Annotated in this window: 20 protein-coding genes; 10 read left to right on the top strand and 10 right to left on the bottom strand. The window is 62.7% G+C overall.

Features of this window, described 5'->3' with window-relative positions; translation table 11 throughout:
• Positions 1–290 precede the first annotated feature (290 nt).
• Together B1C78_RS03125 and B1C78_RS03120 are read right to left on the bottom strand one after the other, a co-directional pair.
• Entirely contained in the window at positions 291–794 is a 504-nt protein-coding gene (locus B1C78_RS03125) for a copper chaperone PCu(A)C (RefSeq protein WP_077277683.1), read from the bottom strand.
• 118 nt (positions 795–912) lie between these two features.
• Positions 913–1,320, bottom strand: coding sequence for a hypothetical protein (locus B1C78_RS03120; protein ID WP_077277682.1), 408 nt, complete (start codon positions 1,318–1,320; stop codon positions 913–915).
• 301 nt (positions 1,321–1,621) lie between these two features.
• Here B1C78_RS03120 and B1C78_RS03115 point away from each other — a divergent pair, with 301 nt between their 5' ends.
• Positions 1,622–2,368 (top strand): N-acetylmuramoyl-L-alanine amidase, encoded by a 747-nt coding sequence (locus tag B1C78_RS03115; RefSeq protein ID WP_245795281.1) that lies wholly within the window; start codon positions 1,622–1,624, stop codon positions 2,366–2,368.
• Here B1C78_RS03115 and B1C78_RS03110 read toward each other — a convergent pair.
• Complete coding sequence (locus B1C78_RS03110) at positions 2,358–3,746, bottom strand: leucyl aminopeptidase family protein (protein ID WP_077277680.1); 1,389 nt, start codon at positions 3,744–3,746, stop codon at positions 2,358–2,360. The genes B1C78_RS03115 and B1C78_RS03110 overlap by 11 nt on opposite strands.
• Before the next feature lie 152 nt (positions 3,747–3,898).
• Between B1C78_RS03110 and B1C78_RS03105 the strand changes: the two genes are divergently transcribed.
• The 3 genes from B1C78_RS03105 to mnmC are packed head-to-tail and all read left to right on the top strand — an operon-like array spanning position 3,899 to position 7,558.
• On the top strand, positions 3,899–4,822 hold the full coding sequence (locus tag B1C78_RS03105; protein ID WP_077277679.1) for an ABC transporter ATP-binding protein: 924 nt from the start codon (positions 3,899–3,901) through the stop codon (positions 4,820–4,822).
• Positions 4,819–5,592 carry an ABC transporter permease gene (locus tag B1C78_RS03100; protein WP_077277678.1) on the top strand — a complete coding sequence of 258 codons (774 nt, stop codon included), beginning with the start codon at positions 4,819–4,821 and terminating at the stop codon, positions 5,590–5,592. The genes B1C78_RS03105 and B1C78_RS03100 overlap by 4 nt, the downstream gene beginning before the upstream one ends.
• Positions 5,576–7,558 (top strand): bifunctional tRNA (5-methylaminomethyl-2-thiouridine)(34)-methyltransferase MnmC2/FAD-dependent 5-carboxymethylaminomethyl-2-thiouridine(34) oxidoreductase MnmC1, encoded by a 1,983-nt coding sequence (gene mnmC / locus B1C78_RS03095; protein WP_077277677.1) that lies wholly within the window; start codon positions 5,576–5,578, stop codon positions 7,556–7,558. Before B1C78_RS03100 ends, mnmC begins: the two co-directional genes overlap by 17 nt.
• Positions 7,559–7,615: 57 nt before the next feature.
• Here the strand turns inward: mnmC and B1C78_RS03090 are convergent, their stop codons facing one another.
• Positions 7,616–7,891 (bottom strand): hypothetical protein, encoded by a 276-nt coding sequence (locus B1C78_RS03090; protein WP_077277676.1) that lies wholly within the window; start codon positions 7,889–7,891, stop codon positions 7,616–7,618.
• Between the two features lie 252 nt (positions 7,892–8,143).
• Here B1C78_RS03090 and B1C78_RS03085 point away from each other — a divergent pair, with 252 nt between their 5' ends.
• Entirely contained in the window at positions 8,144–8,377 is a 234-nt protein-coding gene (locus B1C78_RS03085; protein ID WP_077277675.1) for a DUF1496 domain-containing protein, read from the top strand.
• 131 nt (positions 8,378–8,508) lie between these two features.
• Here B1C78_RS03085 and B1C78_RS03080 read toward each other — a convergent pair whose 3' ends face one another.
• Entirely contained in the window at positions 8,509–9,333 is an 825-nt protein-coding gene (locus B1C78_RS03080; protein ID WP_077277674.1) for an LOG family protein, read from the bottom strand.
• A gap of 789 nt (positions 9,334–10,122) precedes the next feature.
• Here B1C78_RS03080 and B1C78_RS03070 point away from each other — a divergent pair.
• The 3 genes from B1C78_RS03070 to B1C78_RS03060 all read left to right on the top strand — a co-directional run bounded on the left by B1C78_RS03070 (position 10,123) and on the right by B1C78_RS03060 (position 14,745).
• The gene (locus B1C78_RS03070; RefSeq protein ID WP_077277672.1) at positions 10,123–11,724 is read left to right on the top strand and encodes a rhodanese-related sulfurtransferase; all 1,602 of its coding nucleotides are present in this window, start codon (positions 10,123–10,125) and stop codon (positions 11,722–11,724) included.
• Between the two features lie 211 nt (positions 11,725–11,935).
• Positions 11,936–12,820, top strand: coding sequence for a diguanylate cyclase (locus B1C78_RS03065; RefSeq protein WP_077277744.1), 885 nt, complete (start codon positions 11,936–11,938; stop codon positions 12,818–12,820).
• A gap of 203 nt (positions 12,821–13,023) precedes the next feature.
• A complete protein-coding gene (locus tag B1C78_RS03060; protein WP_077277671.1) occupies positions 13,024–14,745 on the top strand; it encodes a putative bifunctional diguanylate cyclase/phosphodiesterase in 1,722 nt (573 codons plus the stop codon).
• 273 nt (positions 14,746–15,018) lie between these two features.
• Here the strand turns inward: B1C78_RS03060 and B1C78_RS03055 are convergent, their stop codons facing one another.
• The 5 genes from B1C78_RS03055 to B1C78_RS03035 all read right to left on the bottom strand — a co-directional run bounded on the left by B1C78_RS03055 (position 15,019) and on the right by B1C78_RS03035 (position 17,241).
• The gene (locus B1C78_RS03055) at positions 15,019–15,300 is read right to left on the bottom strand and encodes a type II toxin-antitoxin system Phd/YefM family antitoxin (RefSeq protein ID WP_077277670.1); all 282 of its coding nucleotides are present in this window, start codon (positions 15,298–15,300) and stop codon (positions 15,019–15,021) included.
• Positions 15,301–15,885: 585 nt separating this feature from the next.
• The gene (locus B1C78_RS03050) at positions 15,886–16,236 is read right to left on the bottom strand and encodes a hypothetical protein (protein WP_077277669.1); all 351 of its coding nucleotides are present in this window, start codon (positions 16,234–16,236) and stop codon (positions 15,886–15,888) included.
• A gap of 75 nt (positions 16,237–16,311) precedes the next feature.
• Positions 16,312–16,542 (bottom strand): hypothetical protein, encoded by a 231-nt coding sequence (locus tag B1C78_RS17730; RefSeq protein WP_077277668.1) that lies wholly within the window; start codon positions 16,540–16,542, stop codon positions 16,312–16,314.
• 8 nt (positions 16,543–16,550) lie between these two features.
• Positions 16,551–16,784 (bottom strand): hypothetical protein, encoded by a 234-nt coding sequence (locus B1C78_RS03040; RefSeq protein WP_077277667.1) that lies wholly within the window; start codon positions 16,782–16,784, stop codon positions 16,551–16,553.
• A gap of 43 nt (positions 16,785–16,827) precedes the next feature.
• A complete protein-coding gene (locus B1C78_RS03035; protein WP_077277666.1) occupies positions 16,828–17,241 on the bottom strand; it encodes a hypothetical protein in 414 nt (137 codons plus the stop codon).
• 642 nt (positions 17,242–17,883) lie between these two features.
• Between B1C78_RS03035 and queG the strand changes: the two genes are divergently transcribed.
• Together queG and B1C78_RS03025 are read left to right on the top strand one after the other, a co-directional pair.
• Entirely contained in the window at positions 17,884–18,954 is a 1,071-nt protein-coding gene (queG, locus tag B1C78_RS03030; RefSeq protein ID WP_077277743.1) for a tRNA epoxyqueuosine(34) reductase QueG, read from the top strand.
• Between the two features lie 138 nt (positions 18,955–19,092).
• Positions 19,093–21,723, top strand: a complete 2,631-nt coding sequence (locus tag B1C78_RS03025; protein ID WP_175628220.1) for an EAL domain-containing protein — start codon at positions 19,093–19,095, stop codon at positions 21,721–21,723.
• Positions 21,724–21,818 lie beyond the last annotated feature (95 nt).

Below are 21,818 nucleotides of genomic sequence, written 5' to 3'. Positions count from 1 at the left end.
CGTTCCCGACGGATCCGTCGAGCCCGTCCCGGGGAGCCAGATTCTGCAGAGAATGCCCTGACAATCTTGTCGGGGCTTTTTCGTTTCCGGGGTTCCGAACGGGTCCTCACCGGCTCGGGATTTATCCAAGCCATCCCCGGCGTGGACACGAAGTCGTCCAGACGAAACGGGGGACAGACACGGAACCGTCGTCTGTCCCCCGTTCCCCCTTCCAGAGATTGAGCGAGGCGGACCGGGCGCCCAGGATCCTTCACGATTCCTGTTGAGGTCTGCGGACAGCGCCCGATCACTCAGTGATGATGGTGGCCGTGTCCATGACCCTGGTGGCCGCCCGGCGCCTGACGATGTACCTCGGCTTCCAGCTCCAGGTGGCTGCCGTCATCGAATTCCAGCGTGAGGGATACGGAGGCGCCCGGCTGGAGATCCTGCTTGAGATTCATGATCATGAGGTGCAGTCCGCCGGGGGCGAGTTGCACGGTTTCTCCCGCGGGCAGCTCGATGGACTCCACCTCACGCATCTGCATCATGCCGCTCTCACGGTCGTGGATGTGCGTGTGAAGCTCCACACGGCCTGCCACCGGTGAGGCAGCCGCCACGATGTGGCGTGTTTCACTGCCGGTATTGCGGATCGTCAGGTAGCCCGCGGTGATATCGCGGTTTGGCGGGGTGGCGCGCACCCAGGCCGCTTCGGTGATCTCCATGACTTGGGCCGCGCCGGAATCTGCAATGGCAGGCATGGCCGCGAGCGCGGATATGCACAGTACAAGGCAGGCAAGAACAATTCGATTCTTCATGATCTGATTTCCCGTTGCTTGATTCAGTATCGTCCGTCGATCCTTGTGGCCCGGTGGGGGCGGGATCGACGGTTGTCGCCGCGGCGTCGCAGACGCGGCGGGCATGTCTGTGGGGTGATTACAGGAACCGGTTCGAGGGGGGCGCACGCGCGGGGGGACGGGCGAATACGGGAGCCGCAGAAGCCGCGGCATACCCCGGCGGAGGAAGCGGCTCGACCGCTCCCTCGGGAAGTTCCATGGCGATGAATCCCGGTGGGGCGCCCGTGTGCATCACCTTGCAGGTGAGACACTCACAGTCCATGAGCCGGTGCGGATCGAAACCCTCGGCGCCGTCGTCTGCAAACCTGCCCGGCTCAGCGGCAAGGCACAGTACGCCGTGCAGATGCGCGGGAATCAGAGGCTCGGACGGCCCGGCATGCTGGGCATGCAGAACCGGCATCCAGAGATGGGCCAATGCGGCAAGCGCCGCCAGCCATACTCCCCGGTAGCGTCGGTTGCCTGCCCGATCCGCCTTGCGTACAGACATGCTCTGATCTCTCCAACCCGGACGCGTACCCGGACCACGGATTCACATGCCCCAATTAGAGCCCATGTTGATGGACATGACCAGTGCTGCTCCAGCTGTGCCTTGCGCGGCGTCAACCAAAAACACCGCCAGGGTACTATCCTCAGGGCGCACACAACCAACGCGTCATGGCACCCCCGGGCGGGAAGCCAGTCATCAACAATCATCCAGGGAAGCGAATATGAGGATCAAAAGGCATCGTCTTTACCTGAATGACGACACCCCCTGCGAATATCAGAAGAGCCCGTGCCGGGGCGGCCGAATGACCCCCCGCCTGCTGGTGATCCATTACACGGCAGGCGCCAGTGCCCGGTCCTCCATCAACTGGTTCATGAACCCGGACGCCCGTGCCTCGGCGCACCTGGTCATCGGCCGCGACGGGGCCATTACACAACTCGTGCCCTTCAATACCGTGGCATGGCATGCCGGAGCGAGCCAGTGGAATGATCTCTCGGGGCTCAACCGGCATTCCATCGGCATCGAACTGGACAACGCGGGGCGCCTGCAGCGTCACGGTAACGGCTGGCGCTCCTGGTTCGGGCGGGATTATTCCGCGGATGAGGTCCTGGAGGCACGTCACCGTCACGAGACGGAGGTAAGCGCATGGCACCTGTTCACCGCCGAGCAGATTGAAACCACCGTTGAGGTGGCCACCGTGCTGTTCGGGCACTACGGGCTGGAGGACGTAGTCGGACACGACGACATCTCGCCCGGCCGCAAGGCAGATCCGGGACCGGCCTTCCCGCTGGCCGCGTTGCGATCACGGCTGCTGGGTCGGCGCGAGGATCAGCTCCCGCGCATGGTCACCACTACGAGTCTCAACATCCGGAGCGGACCTGGCGTGGAGCACGCCACCCTGAACGGCGGCCCCCTGCCGACGGACACGCCGGTGGAGATCATGGCCGAGGACGGGGTCTGGCGCCGCGTGACGGCCCTGTCTCCCGTCAACGGCATCGCGGACCTGGAGGGCTGGGTGCACGGGCGCTACCTGAAGGCGCCTATCGGCTGAAGCGTTTCCGGATCACCTCGAACATGGCCCGCATTCCCATGGCCTCGCCCCCTTTCGGGCGCCCCGGCCGGGTGCGGGTGTTCCACGCCATGATGTCGAAGTGAATCCAGGGCACGTCGGGCTCCACGAATTCCTTCAGGAAAAGCGCGGCGGTGATCGCGCCGCCGTAGGAACTGCTGCCGCAGTTCGCGATGTCGGCAATCTGGCTGTCCAGACCGCTGCGATAGGGTGCGTGCAGCGGCAGGCGCCAGACCGGGTCACCGGACTCGACGGCTGATTCCTGCAACTCGCCGAACAGTGCGTCGTCGTCCGTGAAGCAGGCCGCGATCTCGGTGCCCACGGCGACTCGCGCCGCACCCGTCAGGGTGGCGAAGTCCACCAGCACCGCCGGCTTCTTCTTCCCTTCGCAGGCAGCGGTCAGCAGGTCGCAGAGCACGAGACGGCCCTCGGCGTCCGTGTTCTCGATCTCGATGCTCAAGCCCTTGCGCGAGGCGAGCACGTCACCCGGCCGGAATGCATCGCCGGAAATCGCATTTTCCACCGCACCGATGAGTACCCGCAGCCGCACCGGCAGTTTCGCCGACATGATGAGTTGCGCCAGGCCGAGCGCATGGGCCGCACCCCCCATGTCCTTTTTCATGTGACGCATGCCGCCGGCCGGCTTGATGTCCAGGCCGCCGCTGTCGAAACACACCCCCTTGCCCACCAGGGTGACCACCGGGTGCTTCCTTGACCCCCAGGTGAGTTCCACCTTGCGGGGAGTATGCTGGCTCGCCCTGCCCACCGCGTGGATGCAGGGATAGCGCTCATCCAGCAGCGCGTCGCCTTCCACGGTGCCGAACTCGGCATCGTAGGCATCGGCCAGCATGCGCGCCGCCTCGGCGAGGTGCTCCGGCATCATGTCCTGCGCCGGTGTGTTCACCAGGTCCCGGACCAGGGCCGTGGCATCCACCTGTCGCATGATCTCGTCCGCATCCACGTCATCCGGCAGATACAGCGCCGGTTGCGGCTTGTCCGAGGGCTTGTAGCGATCGAACCGGTAGGCGCCCAGCCCCCAACCCACGGAAGCCTGTGTGCGCCAGGCCGCATCCCGGTCGGTATCCAGTCGATACACGCCGGATGTGAGCTTGCGTGCCGCGCCGGCCAGCGTCCACACGACCGCCTGGTCCTCATCGACACCCACCAGAACACTCTGAACTTGCCCCTGTTCGTCGGGGATGGAACACACGCTGTGGCTCTTGGCCTTGAAGCCGGTGGCTTCCACCCACGCCCGTACGCGTTGCGGCTGTCCTTCCAGCCATCGGGAAAGGGTGTCGGAGGTGACGGGGATCAGGGCCGTGGCCTGATCCCCGGGGTCACGTACGAAGCATTCGCGCATGGTGGTACCGATTCAAGGTTCAAGATTCAATGTTCAAAGGGGTGAGGCGACGCCTTCGCGTTTCCCTGGTCCAGCGCCCGGGTCACCCGCATGGGACGGCGTCATGGTATCATCTGCAGCCTTCGCATTCTCTTAAAAACCCCTGAAAAACAATGCCCAAAGCCCTTTCGCTGCGCAATGTCACCAAGGTCTACCGCAACGGTTTCGAGGCGCTCAAGGGCATCGATCTGGACGTTGAACCGGGCGACTTCTTCGCCCTGCTCGGCCCCAATGGCGCGGGCAAGTCGACCACCATCGGCATCGTCGCCTCGCTGATCAACAAGACCGGCGGATCGGTCTCCATCTTCGGCCACGACCTGGATCGTGAGAAGGACGCCGCCAAGGCCTGCCTCGGGCTGGTGCCCCAGGAGGTCAACTTCAACGGCTTCGAGCCCGTGGTGGAGATTGTGGTCAACCAGGCCGGATATTACGGGATCCCCCGCAGGCAGGCCTTCGAGCGGGCCGAGCACTACCTGCGGGAGTTGGGTCTGTGGGAGAAGCGCCGCGACATGGCGCGCACGCTCTCCGGCGGGATGAAGCGCCGGCTGATGATCGCCCGTGCCCTCGTCCATGAACCCCGGTTGCTGATCCTCGACGAGCCGACAGCGGGCGTGGACATCGAGATCCGGCGCTCCATGTGGGCCTTCCTGCGCAGGATCAATGCCGAGGGACGAACGATCATTCTGACCACGCACTACCTGGAAGAGGCGGAGAGCCTTTGCCGAAACATTGCAATCATCGACCAGGGGGAGATCATCGAGAACACCTCCATGAAGCGGCTGCTCGGCAAACTCAACGTGGAGACCCTCGTGCTGGATCTGGCCAAGCCGCTGGCCCATCTGCCAACTCTGCCCAATCACACGGTCCGGTGGGTGGATGAACTGACGTTGGAGGCGGACATCCGCAAGGAGGACAGCGTCAACCAGTTGTTCACGGACCTGGCGACCGCGGATGTGCAGGTACTCAGCCTGCGCAACAAGAGCAACCGGCTCGAGCAGCTGTTCATGAACCTGGTCAGGGAGAACCGTCCTTCATGAGCCTGCGCCGCAATCTGATCGCCCTGCAGACCATCGTCATCAAGGAGGTGCTGCGTTTCAGCCGCATCTGGCTGCAGACGGTGTTTCCGCCCATGATCACGACGGCGCTTTATTTCATCATCTTCGGCGGCCTGATTGGCGCGCGGATCGGTGAGATGGACGGCCTGCGGTACATGGACTTCATCGTGCCCGGTCTGATTATGATGGCGATCATCACCAACTCCTACGCCAACGTGGTGTCGTCGTTCTACGGCTCCAAGTTCCAGCACCACATCGAGGAGATGATGGTGGCGCCGATTCCCAATTACCTGATCATCCTGGGCTTCGTGGCCGGCGGCGTGGCCCGCGGCCTGACCGTGGGCGTGGCGGTGACCATTGTCTCCCTGTTCTTCAGCCCGTTCAGCATGCACAGCCTCGGGGTGACGCTCTCGGTGGTGGTGCTCACCTCCACGCTCTTTGCCCTCGCCGGCCTGATCAACGGCATCTTCGCCAAGAGCTTCGACGACATCTCCATCATTCCCACCTTCGTGCTCACGCCGCTGACCTACCTGGGGGGCGTGTTCTATTCCATCTCCCTGTTGCCGGAGTTCTGGCAGGGGATGTCGCATCTCAATCCGATCCTCTACATGGTCAACGCGTTTCGCTACGGCCTGCTGGGTGTGACCGACATCAACCTGTGGCTCTCGTACGCGATCATCCTCGGCTTTATTGCCGCCCTGTTCACGTTCAGTCTTTACCTGCTCAACAAGGGGCATGGCATCCGCAACTGACAGCCCCGCCGGGTTTCGACCGCTGGACCCCGCTCCCCTGACACTCAGGGACGGCTCGCCCTGGTGCGCGCGCTATGGAGACGTCTACTACAGCCCCGGCGAAGGTGCACAGGAATCCGCCCAGGTGTTTCTCGCGGCCAACGGCCTGCCGGAGCGCTGGCGCGATGGCGAGCGTTTCACGGTCGGGGAGACCGGTTTCGGCACCGGCCTGAACTTTCTGCTCACATGGGATCTGTGGCGATCCCGCCCGGGCCGAGGGTGGCTGCACTACCTGAGCACCGAACTCCATCCCTTCACGCCGCCCGACATGGCCCGCCTGATGGGCGCCCTGCCGGCCGGCCTGCGGCGCCTCGGCGAGCAGTTGCTTGCGCAGTACCCCGAGCCCGTGAGCGGGTATCACCGGCTGGTGTTCCCCGATGATCGCGTGAGCCTCACCCTCCTGTTCGGTGATGCCACCGAGACGCTGGCCGGTTGTCACGCCCGCGTGGATGCCTGGTACCTGGACGGATTTGCCCCGGCCCGCAATCCGGGGCTCTGGAATGAGGCGCTGTATGCCCAACTGGCGCGGCTGACACCGCCCGGCGGCACCCTGGCCAGCTTCACAGCGGCAGGCCATGTGCGCCGCGGTCTGGAGGCAGCGGGATTTCGCATCGTGCGCCAACCCGGCTTCGGCGCCAAGCGGGAGCGCATCACGGGCGTGTGCGAGTCGCTGCCGCAAAGCGTGGACGTTCGTCCGCCCTGGCTGCGCTGGCCCGAGGGCGCCGACGTTTCCGAGCGTCGGGCGGCGGTGATCGGTGCCGGGCTGGCGGGGACGTCGACGGCGCTGGCACTGTCACGCCGCGGCTGGGATGTCACGGTGCTCGATTCGGGCCCCGGCCCGGCGGCCGGCGCCTCGGGCAATCCCGCGGGCATCATCATGGCCCATCTCAGTGCCGACCACGGCGTTGTCAGTCGTTTCACCCTTCAGGCAGCGGAGTTTGCGTGGCGCTGGATCGAGTCGGTGGCGGCTTGCGGACATCCCATTCCCCGTGATCGCTGCGGTGCCCTCTGGCTGGCGGACGGTGAGCGCCTGCGCCTTCGCCTCGATCGCATCGCTGAACGGCTTGCGCTGCCTCACACCCTCATGCAGCGCGTGGATGCGCCGCAGGCCGCCGAACTGGCCGGCGTACCGCTCACCCTCGGCGGGCTTTACCTGCCCCGCGCCGGGTGGGTGGACCCTAGCGCCCTGTGTCGGGGGCAACTGGAAGCGGCCTCAGCGAGGCTGGTCACCGGTGTTCAGGTGTCCAGCCTGCGTCGTACGGGGGACGCCTGGCATGTGCTGGATGCGAACGGCAAGTCCGTGGTGGAGGCCCCCCAGGTGGTGCTGGCCAACGGGCTGGGCCTGCCGGCCCTGCATCCCGGTATCGAGACAAGACCGCTGCGCGGTCAGCTGGGCATCATGAGCCCTGCGCCGTCCACGCAGGGGTTGCGGCGGATTCTGTGTTACGAGGGCTATGTAACGCCGGCCACGCCGGCAGGCCATGTGTTTGGCGCCACCTACGTGCGGGGCGATACGGGCACCGATCTGCGGGCCGGCGAACATGCCCGGAACCTGTCAGACCTGGCCCGGGTATGGCCTGCGGCCCTGTCGAATGGTGCGCCAGCCAACGCCGGCCGCGCTGCCGTGCGCTACAACGCGGCAGGTCGTCTTCCGCTGGTGGGCCCCCTGCCCCGCATGGATGCGTTCGAGGCAGCTTATGCGGATCTGCACCATGGCCGCAGCTGGGACCATTACCCGGATGCACCCTGCCTGCCGGGCGTCTACGCCACCCTCGCCCACGGGTCCCGCGGCCTGACCACGACGCCATTGGCCGCGGAGGTGCTGGCCAGCCTGATGCACGGGGATCCCCTCCCCCTGTCCCTGGATCTGGTGGAGGCCCTGCACACGGCCCGGGAACGCGTCCGTCAGCTCAAGCGCAGGCCGTGATTGGGTGGTCCTTCGATGATGCCGGCTAAAGCAAACCGCGAAGGGCGCGAGAGAGTGTCAGGACAACCAGGGCTCCTTGTTCTCCTCCGGGCTGCCGCGCGATTCGGCGCGCTTGTATGCCTCGATGGCGCGCACCAGTTCCGCGTGATTGTGTTCCGCCAGGCCGGAATGCAGGTAGCGGTCGGCCGCGTGAAGCACGTGTTCGAGGTGCCCCAGGCGGTAATGCAGGTTCAACAGGCTCTTGGCCATGAAATGCGGGTCTTTCCCGTGTTCCCGCATGTGCGCGGCCTGATCGAGCGCGGTTTTGAGTTCTTCGTCCGTGGGTTTGCCCATTAGGTGTACCTGCTGACATTCGTGTGACTATCCCGGTGCTGGCGCCCGCCGGCCCGGAAACGGGATGTATCCGTTGGATCATTGTAAACTTTCGTCCCGCGCCGAAGATGCTCAAACGTGCCCGCCCGACGGTGAAATGGTGCCGATCGAGGGGGATGATGGCAGTCAACGCATTCCGGGGCGGGTTGGGTCATACTTATTAAAAGCACGCATCACTTCCGGTGCGTGATCGACTGAACGAGGAGTCATTTCATGAAGGAAAGCGGCAGCGTGCCACACGTGGGCGCACAGGATCCGGAACTGCAGAACTCACCGATCGCCATGGAGGCGGATGAGGAGATGGACGTGCTTCGCCAGGAGGTGCCCGGAGAACCGGTGTGCTACTTCAACAACGTGGCCTTCACGCACGGCGATCTGGTGGACAGCGGAGGAACGCTGCTGCGTTGCGACTACGGCATCTGGATCTCCGCCAGCACCACTGACTGATTCCTGCGGGGGTCTGTCCGAGTGATCTGCGCGTCGAATGGCGAGTGGGGAATCGAAACGGGATGATTGATCGTTTCCAGCGGCGATAACCCGTGGCGAGAGCGGACCGAGAAGGCCGACCGGTGAGGCTTCTACAGTATGGCGCCGCGCTCCTCCAGCGCGTACTTGCTGAGGTGACTGACGAGGAATTCGTAGGCATCGTCCACCGAGTCGGTTCGGAACATAAGATCCACGTCCTCCGCGTCGATGGTCCCGTGGCGGATAAGGGCGTCGAAATTGATCACTTCGTCCCAGTACTGCGTGCCGAACAGCACCACCGGCAGGTGTTTACGGATCTTGTGGGTCTGGATCAGGGTCAACAACTCGAACAACTCGTCCAGGGTACCGTAACCACCCGGGAACACTACAACCGCCTTGGCCAGGTACGCAAACCAGAACTTGCGCATGAAGAAATAGTGAAAATGGAATGACAGTTCGCGTGTAACATATCGGTTGTCGAATTCCTCCATCGGAATGGAGATCGTCAGGCCGACATTCATTCCCTTGGCCTCCGAGGCCCCGCGATTGGCGGCCTCCATGATTCCCGGTCCGCCGCCGGTGCACACCACGAAGCGGCGCCCCTCGTCGCTGAGTTGCTTGGACCATTCCGTGATGCGATGCGCGAGTTCTCGGGCCGCCTCGTAGTATCGGGACATTTCCATCCGTCGGCGGGCGCGTTCCACCGTAGCGCGGTCCGTGCCGCTGTCGGCCTCAACCTCGCCCAGTTCCTGCTCGGCCTGCTCGCGGGACACAATGCGCGCCGACCCCATGAACACCACGGTATCCTCGACCTGGTAGTGGTCGAACCGACTTTCGGGTTCGATGTATTCGGACAGGATGCGCAGCGAGCGCGCACCACGGCTGTTGAGAAACTCCTGGTTGTGGTATGCCTCGATCGAACGACGTTTGGTTGTCATGGTCTTGCTTTACGTAGGAAGCGCTTCGGGCTGAGCACCCGGCTCGGCGAGGCTGTCGTTAACGTCGGAGCCAAAGGCCGGCGGGTGACGAAGCGGGTCATCAAGGGGGACGCACCGCTCGATGACCGCCTCCCTGCATTGTCGTGGCAGACCGTTTCGGACGCAAACATTGTCTCGTGCAGGGCGGCCGGCGATACCGGCGTTATCGGGCAAGGCATGCACGTTGAGCGTGGCAGCGATCTAGCCCGCATATCTCACCACCCTTCTACTGCGGCCGCCGATCTGCTCGCTGTGACGGGGCGTCTGCTGCGCTGCGCAGTCCCTGCTCCGCTGGCAGTCCAGGGCGTGCGTCCTGCACGCCCGCTCGGCGGACTGCGAAGGTCCACCGGACCTTCGGTTCCGCCTCGCCCCTCCAGCCGGCTTGACGTAGTGTCGGCTACGCCTGCGCCGTCTTCCGGTCCGCGCGCCCCGTCACAGCGACATCTCGACGCCCTCGCGACGAACGGTGGTGAGATATGCGGGCTAGTTGTGATCTCTCAATACGTTGTTCATCCGGGGTGAGCTGCTGGCAGGCAGGGCCGGTTGTAGGAGCCCAGCCCTCTGGGCGAACGCAACACTGGCACAACGCCGGTTCGCCCAGAGGGCTGGGCTCCTACAACGAGCATCGCAGGACATGCTTCGCTCCTTCGCGAGAGCCTCATACGCTTCACCTGTGAACAACCTGTTGGGGTAATACAGCTAGTGAGCTGGCTATACTGTCCCCGGATACCACGCGAGGAGTCGACCACCGTGCAAGCCACCAACGAAACGCTCCGGACCTGGTCATACACCGACGTTCGCGCCGCACTGCTCGAACACCGGGAGATCGCGCTGCTCGACGTTCGGGAAGAAGACCCTCATGCGCAGGCCCACCCCCTGTTCGCCGCGAACCTGCCGCTCGGCCGGATCGAGCTCGATGCCTATACCAAACTGCCGCGCCGCGATGTCCCGATCGTCACACTGGACGACGGCGAAGGACTGGCCGAACGTGCCGCACGCCGCCTCATCGAGTTGGGCTACAGCGATGTCGGGGTGCTGGCCGGTGGCGTGAGCGGCTGGCGCGATGCCGGCGGAGAACTGTTTCGTGACGTCAACGTACCCAGCAAGGCGTTTGGTGAACTGGTCGCAGCCCGGCGCCACACCCCGTCGTTGTCCGCCGAGGAAGTAAAGTCCCTGATCGATGCCGGCACGGACATGGTGATCGTCGATGCCCGACGCTTCGATGAATACCGAACCATGAGCATCCCGACTGCCGTCAGCGTGCCCGGTGCCGAACTGGTTCTGCGGGTGCCGGACCTTGCCCCGCGCCCCGAAACCCGGGTCATCGTCAACTGTGCCGGACGCACCCGCAGCATCATCGGCACCCAGTCACTGATCAATGCCGGACTGCCCAACCCGGTGGCTGCACTGCGCAACGGCACCATCGGCTGGACGCTGGCGGGTCAGACCCTGGAACACGGCTGTGACCGCCGGTTCGGCGAGACGCCGGATGCGACTCGCGAGCACGCGGCACAGTCGGCCCGCTCCGTGGCGGATCGTGCGGGGGTTCGGCGGGCCAGGCCCGACGAGGTGTCCGCCTGGCTAACGCAGGATGGTCGAACGACCTACGGTTTCGACGTGCGTACCCCGGAAGAATATCGGTCGGGCCATCTGCCGGGATTTCGATCGACCCCCGGGGGTCAGCTGGTCCAGGAGACCGAGATGTTCGCGCCGGTTCGCGGCGCCCGCATCGTGTTGGCCGACTGCGACGGCGTACGCGCCAACATGAGCGCCTCCTGGCTGGCCCAGATGGGCTGGGAGGTCTACGTGCTGGATGGCATCGACCCTGCCGATTTGCGTGAAGCCGGCGACGCTGTGGCACCGCTGCCGCCATTACCTGAAGTGCGCCGGATTGAAGCTCAGGAGTTGCAATCCGGGCTGCAGCAGCCCCAAGAGGTGACGGTAATCGATTTCGCCACCAGTGCCGAATACCAGCGCGGACACATACCCGGCGCCTGGTTCACACTGCGCTCGCAACTTGCCGAGGCGGTGTCCCGCCTGCCCGCGGCCCGGCGCTATGTGCTGACCTGCCCCGACGGCAGACTCGCGTGTTTCGCCGCCGCCGCGTTGCAATCCCTGGTCAACGGCGAGGTCGTGGTACTGGAGGGTGGCACGGCCGGCTGGATTGCGGCCGGCTTCGAACTCGAAACCGGCCCGACCCGTATGGCCTCCCCGCCGATCGACCGCTATCGGCGGCCCTACGAGGGTACCGACAACCCGCACGAAGCGATGCAGGGATACCTGGATTGGGAGTACGGCCTGGTCGCTCAGCTGGAACGCGATGGGACGCACGGGTTTCGGGTGATCGACTGACGCTGATGGGAATCGAGGGGACAAGAGGTAAAGTCCAATAACCTCGAGCTTCGCCTATCCTCAAGCCCGGCGATGCATGGTCATCAATGCTTATTACTAGAATTGAGCCCATGTAACCCCGTGTATGTGTTTCGTAAGCACGGAGGTGTGGGAGGAAGGGCGTCGTAAGGCGTCCCCCTATCCCTATCAGACGTGGAGTGAGGTCACGATCATGACTTCCCTAAGTGATCAGCAATTGCAGTCCGTTATCTCTAATCTGGAAATGGCTTATCGCTGGCACGACCAGTGGTATAAGAACCTGCTAAGAACATTCATTGCGCGAATACCACCAAATCCCAGTGATCTGACACCTGATTCACATCTTCGGTGTTGTTTCGGGCAGTGGTATCAAAGGGCCCCCATTGAGCTACTGGATGATCAGCCGAGTTTCTCAGAGCTTGGAGCGAAGCACGAAAAGATGCACAGTCTAGCGACAGGCCTGCTTCGAAGGATATCGGATGATCGCACTATTGCACTGAGAGACTGGGATCAGTTCCAAAGTGCGGTAGATGACATGCGTACAGCACTGCAGTTGTTGCAAAAGGAGTTTGCAAGAATGGCTCAGGGGCGTGATCCACTTACTGGCGCTCAAAACAGGGCCATTATGAGGTCAGATCTTCTCGAGCAACATGCGCTTGTCCAGAGGGGGGTAACGACCTGCGCACTCGCAATGCTTGATCTAGACCTTTTCAAATCCATTAACGATAATCTCGGTCACCCTGCGGGTGACGCGGTCCTTGTCGCTACAGTCCAATGCGTAAAAGCCGTTGTTCGGCCATATGATCGGATTTATAGGTATGGAGGTGAAGAGTTCTTGATCTGTATGCCTGGCGTAAACAGCGATCAGTCACGCGAGCTGGCAGAACGAATACGCGAGGCAATCGCTGCTCAGAAAATTCAGTTGGAAGATGTTGGCCAATGTGTACAGGTCACAGCGTCCATCGGGGTTTCAATGCTTTCGCAATCCCGGTCTATTGAAGAGTCAGTGGGCCGCGCGGACAAAGCGATGTACAAAGCGAAGGCAGCGGGCCGCAACCTTGTTGTGGTCGATGTGTGACAATTGCATCAAGATCGGGCGGACTCAACTTCCAGGCTCTACTCTGTCGATACCTGCGTGGCAGCACAGCTATCCTACCGCCTGTTCCTCAAGATGTTCCTTCTATTCCATTTCCGGTGGACGACGGTCAGGTGTGCGTTTACACACCTAAAACGTGAGTCCCCGGCACGGCACTGCGTCCGTGTGGAAAACGAAGAAGACAAATGGACATCTCCTCGGTTCAACGTTTGCTGCCGCCGGGATGGCTGGAATCCGCCGAGCAGCGTCGTAATCTCGCCGCATGTGGTATTGCGGTGTTGCTCCTCTGTGCCGCGGCGCTCGTCTACCTCACTGGCGGAACCCGCTACGCCTACCTCCACACAATCTATCTCCCCATTATCCTTGCGGCTGTGGTGTTCAAGATCCCCGGCGGCGTATTGGCCGGCGTAGCGGCGGGACTTCTGGTGGGCCCCTTCATGCCCATCGATACCGCAACCGGGCAGGCGCAACAGGCGGTCAACTGGCTATCGCGCCTTGCGGCCTTCATGGTGGTGGGTGCGTTCACCGGCTGGGTCGCGGGGCGTCTCATGGAGCAGATTCGATCCCTGCGCTGGTCGATCACCCATGACGTCGACACGGGCCTGCCCAACCGTCATGCCCTGTCTGAAGCCTTGCGGCCGATGCTCGCAAGCGCCGAGGGTCATGGCAGCGCGCAGCTTCTGATGCTCCGCATCGAAAATCTCAATGAGATACTCAACACTCTGGGCTATCCGGTTTCGCAGGCATTGCTGCGGGCGGTTGCCCAGAGGCTCGAAGAGGTCACGCCCGACGGTTCACGGGTCTATCAGGTGGACGCCGATCGCCTCGCAGCGCTCGTTCCCGCAGGCCCCTGGGATGCCAGGTCACTGGCTCGTGACGTGCTGTCCGCCATGCGCCGGTCGGTGCCCGCCGGAGGAGTCAATGTCCACGCCTCGGTGGGTCTGGGCGTCGCAGAACTGCATGACGCCGAAGGGGATCCCGATGCGCTGATCCGCCGTGCGGATATCGCCTTGTACGCAGGGCTGCAGCGCGGCGCCCGCTTTGCGGTCTACGATATCGCAGCCGACCGCACCAGCCGTGAGAATCTCGCCCTGGTGGGCGAGGTGCTCGACAGCATCCGGGAAGAGCAGTTCATCCTGCACTATCAGCCCAAGCTCAACCTGGCCAATGGGAAGATCGAGGGTGTGGAGGCGTTGGTACGCTGGCAGCATCCGGTGCGCGGCATGGTCCCGCCGGGTGACTTTATTCCCCAGGTAGAGAGTACGGACCTGATCTTGCCTCTGTCGCGATGGGTGATCGAGGCGGCCATTCGGCAGCAGGCCGAGTGGCATGCATCGGGACTGAAGCTCACCATGGCGGTGAATCTCTCCGTCACGAACCTCTACGATGAGTCCCTGCTCAAGGATGTAAGGGCGTTGCTGAAGGCATACGGACTGCGTGCCGAATCGCTCGAGTTTGAAGTGACTGAATCGGCCATCATGGCGGATCCCGTACGCGCACTGGAGGCCCTGCGCGCGGTCCGGGATCTGGGCATTCATCTCTCCATCGACGATTTCGGCACTGGATACTCATCCTTGTCCTACCTGCACGAGATCCCGGCGGATATCGTGAAGATCGACCGGTCCTTCGTCACCCGAATGAACGACAACGAGAAAGTAGGTCGTATCGTGGAGTCCACGATCGCCCTGTCGCATTACCTGAACATGGCGGTGGTGGCCGAAGGCGTGTCGAACCGGAGGCACCTGGACACCGTGGCCGCGTATGGCTGCGATGCTGCACAGGGGTTTCTCATCGCCCGCCCCATGGAGGCTTCGGCGATCGAGGACTGGCTCAAAAAAGCAGACTGGCCGCGCCCGGAGGACACCGCTTCCATCGGTCCGGTCTGGAGTCAATCCGCAGGATTCTGACACCAGAGAACTTGGGATCGGGTCGGACCACCCCAACCCTTTGAAGCGCGGAAGAATCATGGGCCACCAGAGCCCGAATCCGGCATTGAAGGGCTGTCTCCGGCCGCGCAATCCTGCCGAAAACAGCGGGAACCGCGCTCTGGTAACCGATTCTCTTGGAGCGCCGGTTTTGGGCCAGAAATTGCCACTCCAAGGCCCGATTTTATGCAATCTACAGGCACTTCTTGCGGCCAATCATGCAGTTGCCGTGGTCCGACCCCGTCATCTCGACTTTCACCGACCAAGACCTTTCAGAACTCGCGCCCGGGCCTCCCTGTGGGGCACGCCCTCACCCGCCGCGAGTTGTTCCTCAGCGCGATAGATATCCTCCAGGATCTCCAAACGCTTCTGCATCAACTCAAACTCATGCACATCCATCAGAACGGCAACCCCGCGTCCCCGCTGGGTCAGTACCATCGGCCGACGGGTCTCATGAACATGCTTCACAAAGGACGCGACACCGGCTCTGAACTCAGACAGCGGACGGATATCTTCATCGACTCTCACTTTGGACATGGCGACCCCGGCGTACGTTAGACTGTACGCTTAAACGTACTCCCCGGTTGGGTACGCGGCAAGCAAGCCTCAAGGCCGGGTTCCCTGGAGACAATGCGTAGCTCAGCTGCGACGCGAAGTGAGTTCAGTTGGAGCTTCTGAAATTCCGGGAGCGGGCCGGATCACGCCAACCCTTGAAATCCCAGGAGCGGGTCGGACCACGCCAACCCTTTGACGTGCGGAAGAATCAGGGGCCACCAGAGCCCGAAAGCCGTCTTAAAGCGCTGTTTCCGGCTGCAAAATCCTGCCGATAACGGCGGGAACCGGGCATTGCCACCGATTCCCTTAGAGCACCCGTTTTGGGCCAAAAATTGCGACTCCAAGGCCTGTTTTCAGGCCGTATGCAGCCACTTCTTGCTGCTAATCAAGCAGTTGCCGTGGTCCGACCCCGTCATCAGTCATCAGACTCAATCAGCTTTTTGTGTTCGTAATTGTGCAACCTTCTCTCCTGTCACTCGACCTCGGTGCGCTTGGCGTAACGACGCTTGCTTTCGCCACCATGACGCCCAACGCCGCAATCACGCGCCTGTCGCGTGCATTGCCTTGTTAACGATTACCCTCGGTCAAGCCACGCAGCTCATTAATTTGTTTTTCCATTCTTTCTTGCTGCTCTGGTGTAAACATTTGACCAAAGGCTCCTGAAGTAATCTCAAGCTCGAGCAAACGACTTTCCGCCATCACATGATTGACTTTATTCAACTGGTTCACTGCGCTTTCACCTTCGTCGGCGATCTTTCCCAAGCGAATCTTTACCGGCCCGATTTCTGCTTCGCTATCAGATCCGTTCCCAAATCGGTCGAGAACTTTCAGGATTGGTCGATGGAACATTGCCAAGAAAACTAAAGCCACGACTGGCCATGACAACAGTAACTCTCCAGCCAACTTGACCCACTCCATTCGCACCTCCTCGTTGTACGTATCGTTAACGCCCGGCTTCAGCGGCGCGAATTTCGCGTCCGATGGAAGCCGTGGTTATGCCGCTTTGATTACGGCTTCTTCTACATTCTTTGGCAGCGATACAGGGATGAAGTAATCCTGGGGATACAGATAATCTTCCCCGGATTCGTCTATCACCCGGATCTGGCCATGTTTCTCTGCCGCCTTATCTGGGATTGCTTCATATATCTTCCGTTTCTCCAGCGACGCTGGATAGTCTTCGTTCTTTACACATATGACGAGTTGATGTGATGCTGTTGAAGTCATAGCTGCTCTCAATCTATATAACGTTTAATCTTAAATTCCTTCTTCCCGATGCCGGTTGCCTCGTACCAGTGTAGTTCGGCGCGAACTATTGATCCATCGGATAATTTTACATCCGCGATTCCTTTGCGTTTTCTCCATTTCCCTTTCCCGTAGATCCGTTGCAACCGCGACAGCTCCCTGATGCCTTTGCCGGTTGCGAACGTTTCCGAACTCTCAATATCGCTTAAGATCTCGAAATCCATGCGCGACTCTTCCTTGTGTCATTTTGCGGCATAACGCTGGCGCTCAGCCGACAGCAAGCCGCGCAGCGGTTTGCTGGTCGGCTGGAGCGTCTTGTTGGGCCTCACCGAAAGCCAAATTCATGCCACCGATAGCAATGAACACAGCAACCACGAAAACGGAGACACCAACGAAATGACCAAGCCAAGGCTTGGAAAGCGCCGCTCGAGCGGCTTTCCACGCTCCCACCCCTACAAGGACTATCAGAAAAAATGTACCAATCAATGCGAGTCCGCCAATAACCCGCCCGAGCCATGGCCCACCAGGAAGTCTGTTCGCGTGCAGGAGCAACCCTATCGAGCCGGCGAAGACGATACCCACAGCGCCCAGTCGTTCAACATGCCTGATGAACGTGTCGAACATCTCGTCATTAAAGTTTCCGAGCATCTTGTCAAGTTTCCGCAGGATTATGTCTAGCACGGGATACTCCTTGTCAGGCTCAACTATAAGTATGCGGCCTAACAACCGCGTAACTCCCCCGTCCGAAACAGCCAGAAATGCTTTTCTGCGCAAGATCAGGGTCTTGTGCTTTGCACGCCGGGCTCGCCGGTTGGGCGCTATCCCGCGAATGCGCAACGTAACTCGTTATGCGCCATACCCACCGCATAATACCTCGCCCGGTCCGGGCGGATCCGGCAGTGAATCGGAGCGTTCCATCGACTCGACGCCGGTGGTGGGTGCAGAACGGGATCGCACTCGCCGGAATCAGGGCGCGACGATGTGCACAGCGATGGATGCGCTGTGTGGGGAAAAGGTTCGGGCGCCGGTGACACAGGATGCGCCGCCGGGCACGTCCGCCCGTGGGCGGGGCGAACGGACATGAACGGCCTTTGGTGTTCGAGGACAAGGCGACCCGGGCCGGCCATGGTCGGGCACGGGCCTCTCCCCGGCCGGAGCGCCGGGGCGGGGATTGTTCTTCCGGATACCGCATTATGCTCGCGGCTCTTCTCCCTGGATGCTCGGTTCATCCTACAGAAAGCCCGGGATTGGGCCAACTTCAGGCAAGCCGTTCGTGGACTCCCGATGTTTTCGGTATGTACGGCATCCGCATAAGCTATGCACATGCCTCGCGCCCTATCCAGTACCGATGCCCGTGACCTGGCCGAACAAGTGAAGGCCTGGGGTCGTGAACTGGGGTTTCAGCAGGTGGGCATCACCGACACGGACCTGCAGGCGCACGAAGCGCGCCTGCTCGGGTGGCTGGAAGGCGGGCGCCACGGCGAGATGGACTACATGGCGCGCCATGGGACGAAGCGTGCGCGCCCGGCGGAGCTGGTGCCCGGGACGTTGCGCGTGATTTCGGTGCGCATGGACTACCAGCCGCCCGATGCCCGCGAATCCTGGTCCGTCATCGGCGATCCGTCGCTGGGATTCGTTTCCCGCTATGCGCTGGGCCGCGACTATCACAAGCTCATGCGCAATCGGCTGCAGAAGCTGGCCTCACGCATCGAGGAAGTGATCGGACAGTTCGGCTACCGGGCCTTCGTGGACAGCGCGCCGGTGCTGGAAAAGGCACTGGCGGAGAAGGCGGGGCTCGGCTGGATCGGCAAGCATACGAACCTGCTCTCGCGCGAGGCGGGGTCGTGGTACTTCCTGGGGGAACTCTACACGGACCTGCCGCTGCCCGCGGATCCGCCCGGCGATGCCCATTGCGGCACCTGCACTGCCTGCATCGACGTCTGTCCCACGCGGGCGATCGTGGCGCCGTATCAACTGGACGCACGCCTGTGCATCTCCTACCTGACCATCGAACTCAAGAATGCCATTCCCGAACCGCTTCGACCGCTCATCGGCAATCGCATCTACGGCTGCGACGACTGCCAGCTGGTCTGCCCGTGGAACCGGTTCGCGGGGCTCGCCGCCGAACCCGATTTCCGCGCCCGCCACGGTCTCGATGCACCGGACCTGGTGGACCTCTTCAACTGGGACGAGAAGACGTTTCTCAACCGAACCGAAGGCAGCGCCATCCGGCGCATCGGACACGAGCGCTGGCTGCGCAACGTGGCGGTGGCCCTGGGCAACGGGCCGTCCCGGCCGGAGGCGATCGCCGCGCTGTCGACACGCATGGATCATCCGTCAGGGCTGGTCCGGGAGCATGCCGGGTGGGCGCTCACGCGCCTTGGTGCGCGTTGATCGAACCGACTTCCATTGCCGTTCGTCAGCGTCCGCTCGCCTTCGATCCCGAAGCTTTGTGACACATTTCTCACCCGGCCCTAAGATCGTTCGAATACTCCCAACGGGCCATGCAGCCCCCTGTTTCGACGACACCCGATGCGCGAGCCCCAAGAGCCACATTCCACACGCCGAAACGGTCGTGCCCTCGCGGGTGCGCTCGCGGCGTGTCTGCTCTGGCTTGCATTGGTGCCCATGTCCGCGCCGGCGGCGGGTGCGGAGCCCCTCATCGTCTCCCAGGACCATGCGTGGCCACCGTTCGCCTTCCGGGACGAGCAGGGCAGCCCCCGGGGGCTGCTGGTGGAGTTCTGGGAGCTCATCGGCGAAGAGCTGGGCCGGCCGGTGGAGTTCGCCCTGACTGACTGGGACGACAGCCTCGCACAGGTGCGCGACGGCCAGGCCCATGTCCACGGGGGGCTGTTCCGTTCGCCGGAACGCGAGAGGTTCCTGGATTTCGGCAACGAGATATTTCCGCTGCGCACCGCCATGTTCGCATCGGGCGCGTTGACCTCGTCGCAGGTATCCGATCTGGCTGACATGCCCGTGGGCGTGACACGCGGGGGATTCGAATCCGAGTATCTGCGCACGCATCATCCCGGACTCAACCTGCACTATTACGACAACAACGAACGCCTGATTCGGGCCGCCACGCGCGGTGAAGTGGAAGCCTTCGCGGCGGACTACCCGGTAGCCATGTACCTGCTGGATCGCCACGCCAGCCCGGAACAGTTTCGCGTCATCGAAGTGCTCTACGCGCGCAACCTGGCCTTCGCGACAGCCCGGGGCGAAACCGCGCTGCTGTCCGAACTCAACAACGTCATCGCCCGGCTCGATCCCGATGAACTGTCGCGCATCACGCAGAAGTGGATGCACAGCGAGGCCGTCCACCGGCTGCCACCGGGCTTCTGGCTGGGCCTGCTGGCCGGCATACTGACCCTGCTGCTGGGCAGCCTCATCATCTACAGCCGCCTGTTGCGGCGCCAGGTGGTGCTGCACACACACCGCCTGCAGGAAACCAATGACAGCCTGCGCGCGGAGCGCGACTTCTCGCGTTCCGTGCTGGATGCCTCCCCGGCCTTCTTCGTGGCGCTGGACAACCAGTACCGCATCCGCATGATGAACCCGACGATGCTCACCAGGCTGGGATACACCGCCCAGGAGGTCATCGGTGAGGATTTCGTTCAGCTGTGCACGCCGGAATACGAACATGAATCGCTGCAGACCCTGTTTCACCACATGCTCGTCAGCGGCAAGCCGATACACCACGAGAGCCATGCCCTGACCCGCTCGGGGGAGGAACGCCTGGTGGAATGGCACGGCAACTCGGTGGCGGGACCTTCAGGGGAACCCGAGTTCTTTTTCGCCATCGGTCTGGACATCACCGACCGACGCCGGGCGGAAACACAGCTGGAACATATCGCGCACTTCGATCCCCTCACGGGGCTGCCCAACCGCTCCCTGCTCCAGGTCCGCCTGAATCATGCCCTGGACATGGCCCGCAGGCGCAACCGGCGGGTGGCCGTGCTGTTCCTGGATCTCGACCGCTTCAAGGTGATCAACGACAGTCTGGGCCATGCCTACGGCGACGAGGTGCTGCGCACCATCACCCGGCGACTGCGCGGACGGTTGCGCGAGGAGGACACCATCGCCCGCTGGGGCGGCGACGAGTTCATCGTCATGCTGGAAGAAGTGGCCAACGCACCCGACGTCTCCACCATTGCCGGCGACATTCTCAAGGAACTCGCCCTGCCCTGCACGCTCAGCAACGGTCAGGACGTGTACGTGGGCGGCAGCATCGGCATCAGCCTGTACCCCGAGGACGGTGACAACGCCGAACAGCTGATCATGCGCGCCGACACGGCCATGTACCAGGCCAAGGACCAGGGGCGCTCCACCTACCAGTTCTATACCAGCGCTCTGACCCGGGCGGCACACGATCGCCTGGCCCTGGAGACGAGCCTGCGCCACGCGCTCGAACGAGAGGAGTTCACGCTGCATTACCAGCCGCAGGTGCGTGTGGCCGACGGTGCCCTGATCGGCCTGGAGGCCCTGGTGCGCTGGCGCCATCCGGAGCGGGGCCTCGTGGCGCCCGACGAGTTCATCCCCCTGGCCGAGGAGACCGGCCTGATCGGGCCCCTGGGCCTTTGGGTCATGCGCACCGCGTGCCGCCAGGCGAAGATCTGGTCCAGCCTGTTCGCCCGCCCCCTGCATATGGCCGTGAACGTGTCCGTGCGGCAGCTGCGTCACCCCAATCTGCTGGATCAGGTGCGCAGCATCCTGCAGGAGACCGGCCTGCCCGCCCAGAGCCTGGAACTGGAACTGACGGAAAGCACCCTCATGAGCCGCGAGGAGCGGACCGAGCAGACGCTGCGCAATCTCAAGGAACTGGGCGTGCGTCTGTCCATCGATGACTTCGGCACCGGCTACTCGTCGCTGGCCTACCTCAAGCGCATGCCCATCGACGTGCTCAAGATCGACCGCAGCTTCGTCAAGGACATCCCGGAAGACTTCAGTGACATGGAGATCGCCGCGACCATCATCGCCATGGCCCGCACCCTGCGCCTGCAGGTGGTGGCCGAAGGGGTCGAAACCCCCGCGCAAATGGACTTCCTCAGGGAGCGCGGCTGCGACAGTTACCAGGGTTTCCTGCTCACCCGTCCCATGGATGCCGCGGCCATGACGCGCTGGATCGACGAGTATACGGACACGCGGCTGAGGGCGGTCCCGTAGGAGCGGCGACCCCGCCGCGAACAATGCCCATGCCTGATTGATCCGCCTCTCGCCGTTGGCGTGCAGTAGAAGCGTATCCGTAGGTCGGCCTTCAG

This window comes from Thioalkalivibrio denitrificans (assembly GCF_002000365.1).
In the GTDB taxonomy this organism is placed as follows: Bacteria; Pseudomonadota; Gammaproteobacteria; order Ectothiorhodospirales; family Ectothiorhodospiraceae; genus Thioalkalivibrio_A; species Thioalkalivibrio_A denitrificans.
This window is presented reverse-complemented; position numbering and strand designations above follow the sequence as displayed.

Excerpts from the sequence above, each read along its gene's own strand:
- B1C78_RS03125 (WP_077277683.1), bottom strand. The coding sequence starts at position 794 with ATGAAGAATCGAATTGTTCTTGCCTGCCTTGTACTGTGCATATCCGCG.
- B1C78_RS03120 (WP_077277682.1), bottom strand. The coding sequence starts at position 1,320 with ATGTCTGTACGCAAGGCGGATCGGGCAGGCAACCGACGCTACCGGGGA.
- B1C78_RS03115 (WP_245795281.1), top strand. The coding sequence starts at position 1,622 with ATGACCCCCCGCCTGCTGGTGATCCATTACACGGCAGGCGCCAGTGCC.
- B1C78_RS03110 (WP_077277680.1), bottom strand. The coding sequence starts at position 3,746 with ATGCGCGAATGCTTCGTACGTGACCCCGGGGATCAGGCCACGGCCCTG.
- B1C78_RS03105 (WP_077277679.1), top strand. The coding sequence starts at position 3,899 with ATGCCCAAAGCCCTTTCGCTGCGCAATGTCACCAAGGTCTACCGCAAC.
- B1C78_RS03100 (WP_077277678.1), top strand. The coding sequence starts at position 4,819 with ATGAGCCTGCGCCGCAATCTGATCGCCCTGCAGACCATCGTCATCAAG.
- mnmC (WP_077277677.1), top strand. The coding sequence starts at position 5,576 with ATGGCATCCGCAACTGACAGCCCCGCCGGGTTTCGACCGCTGGACCCC.
- B1C78_RS03090 (WP_077277676.1), bottom strand. The coding sequence starts at position 7,891 with ATGGGCAAACCCACGGACGAAGAACTCAAAACCGCGCTCGATCAGGCC.
- B1C78_RS03085 (WP_077277675.1), top strand. The coding sequence starts at position 8,144 with ATGAAGGAAAGCGGCAGCGTGCCACACGTGGGCGCACAGGATCCGGAA.
- B1C78_RS03080 (WP_077277674.1), bottom strand. The coding sequence starts at position 9,333 with ATGACAACCAAACGTCGTTCGATCGAGGCATACCACAACCAGGAGTTT.
- B1C78_RS03065 (WP_077277744.1), top strand. The coding sequence starts at position 11,936 with ATGACTTCCCTAAGTGATCAGCAATTGCAGTCCGTTATCTCTAATCTG.
- B1C78_RS03060 (WP_077277671.1), top strand. The coding sequence starts at position 13,024 with ATGGACATCTCCTCGGTTCAACGTTTGCTGCCGCCGGGATGGCTGGAA.
- B1C78_RS03055 (WP_077277670.1), bottom strand. The coding sequence starts at position 15,300 with ATGTCCAAAGTGAGAGTCGATGAAGATATCCGTCCGCTGTCTGAGTTC.
- B1C78_RS03050 (WP_077277669.1), bottom strand. The coding sequence starts at position 16,236 with ATGGAGTGGGTCAAGTTGGCTGGAGAGTTACTGTTGTCATGGCCAGTC.
- B1C78_RS17730 (WP_077277668.1), bottom strand. The coding sequence starts at position 16,542 with ATGACTTCAACAGCATCACATCAACTCGTCATATGTGTAAAGAACGAA.
- B1C78_RS03040 (WP_077277667.1), bottom strand. The coding sequence starts at position 16,784 with ATGGATTTCGAGATCTTAAGCGATATTGAGAGTTCGGAAACGTTCGCA.
- queG (WP_077277743.1), top strand. The coding sequence starts at position 17,884 with ATGCCTCGCGCCCTATCCAGTACCGATGCCCGTGACCTGGCCGAACAA.
- B1C78_RS03025 (WP_175628220.1), top strand. The coding sequence starts at position 19,093 with ATGCGCGAGCCCCAAGAGCCACATTCCACACGCCGAAACGGTCGTGCC.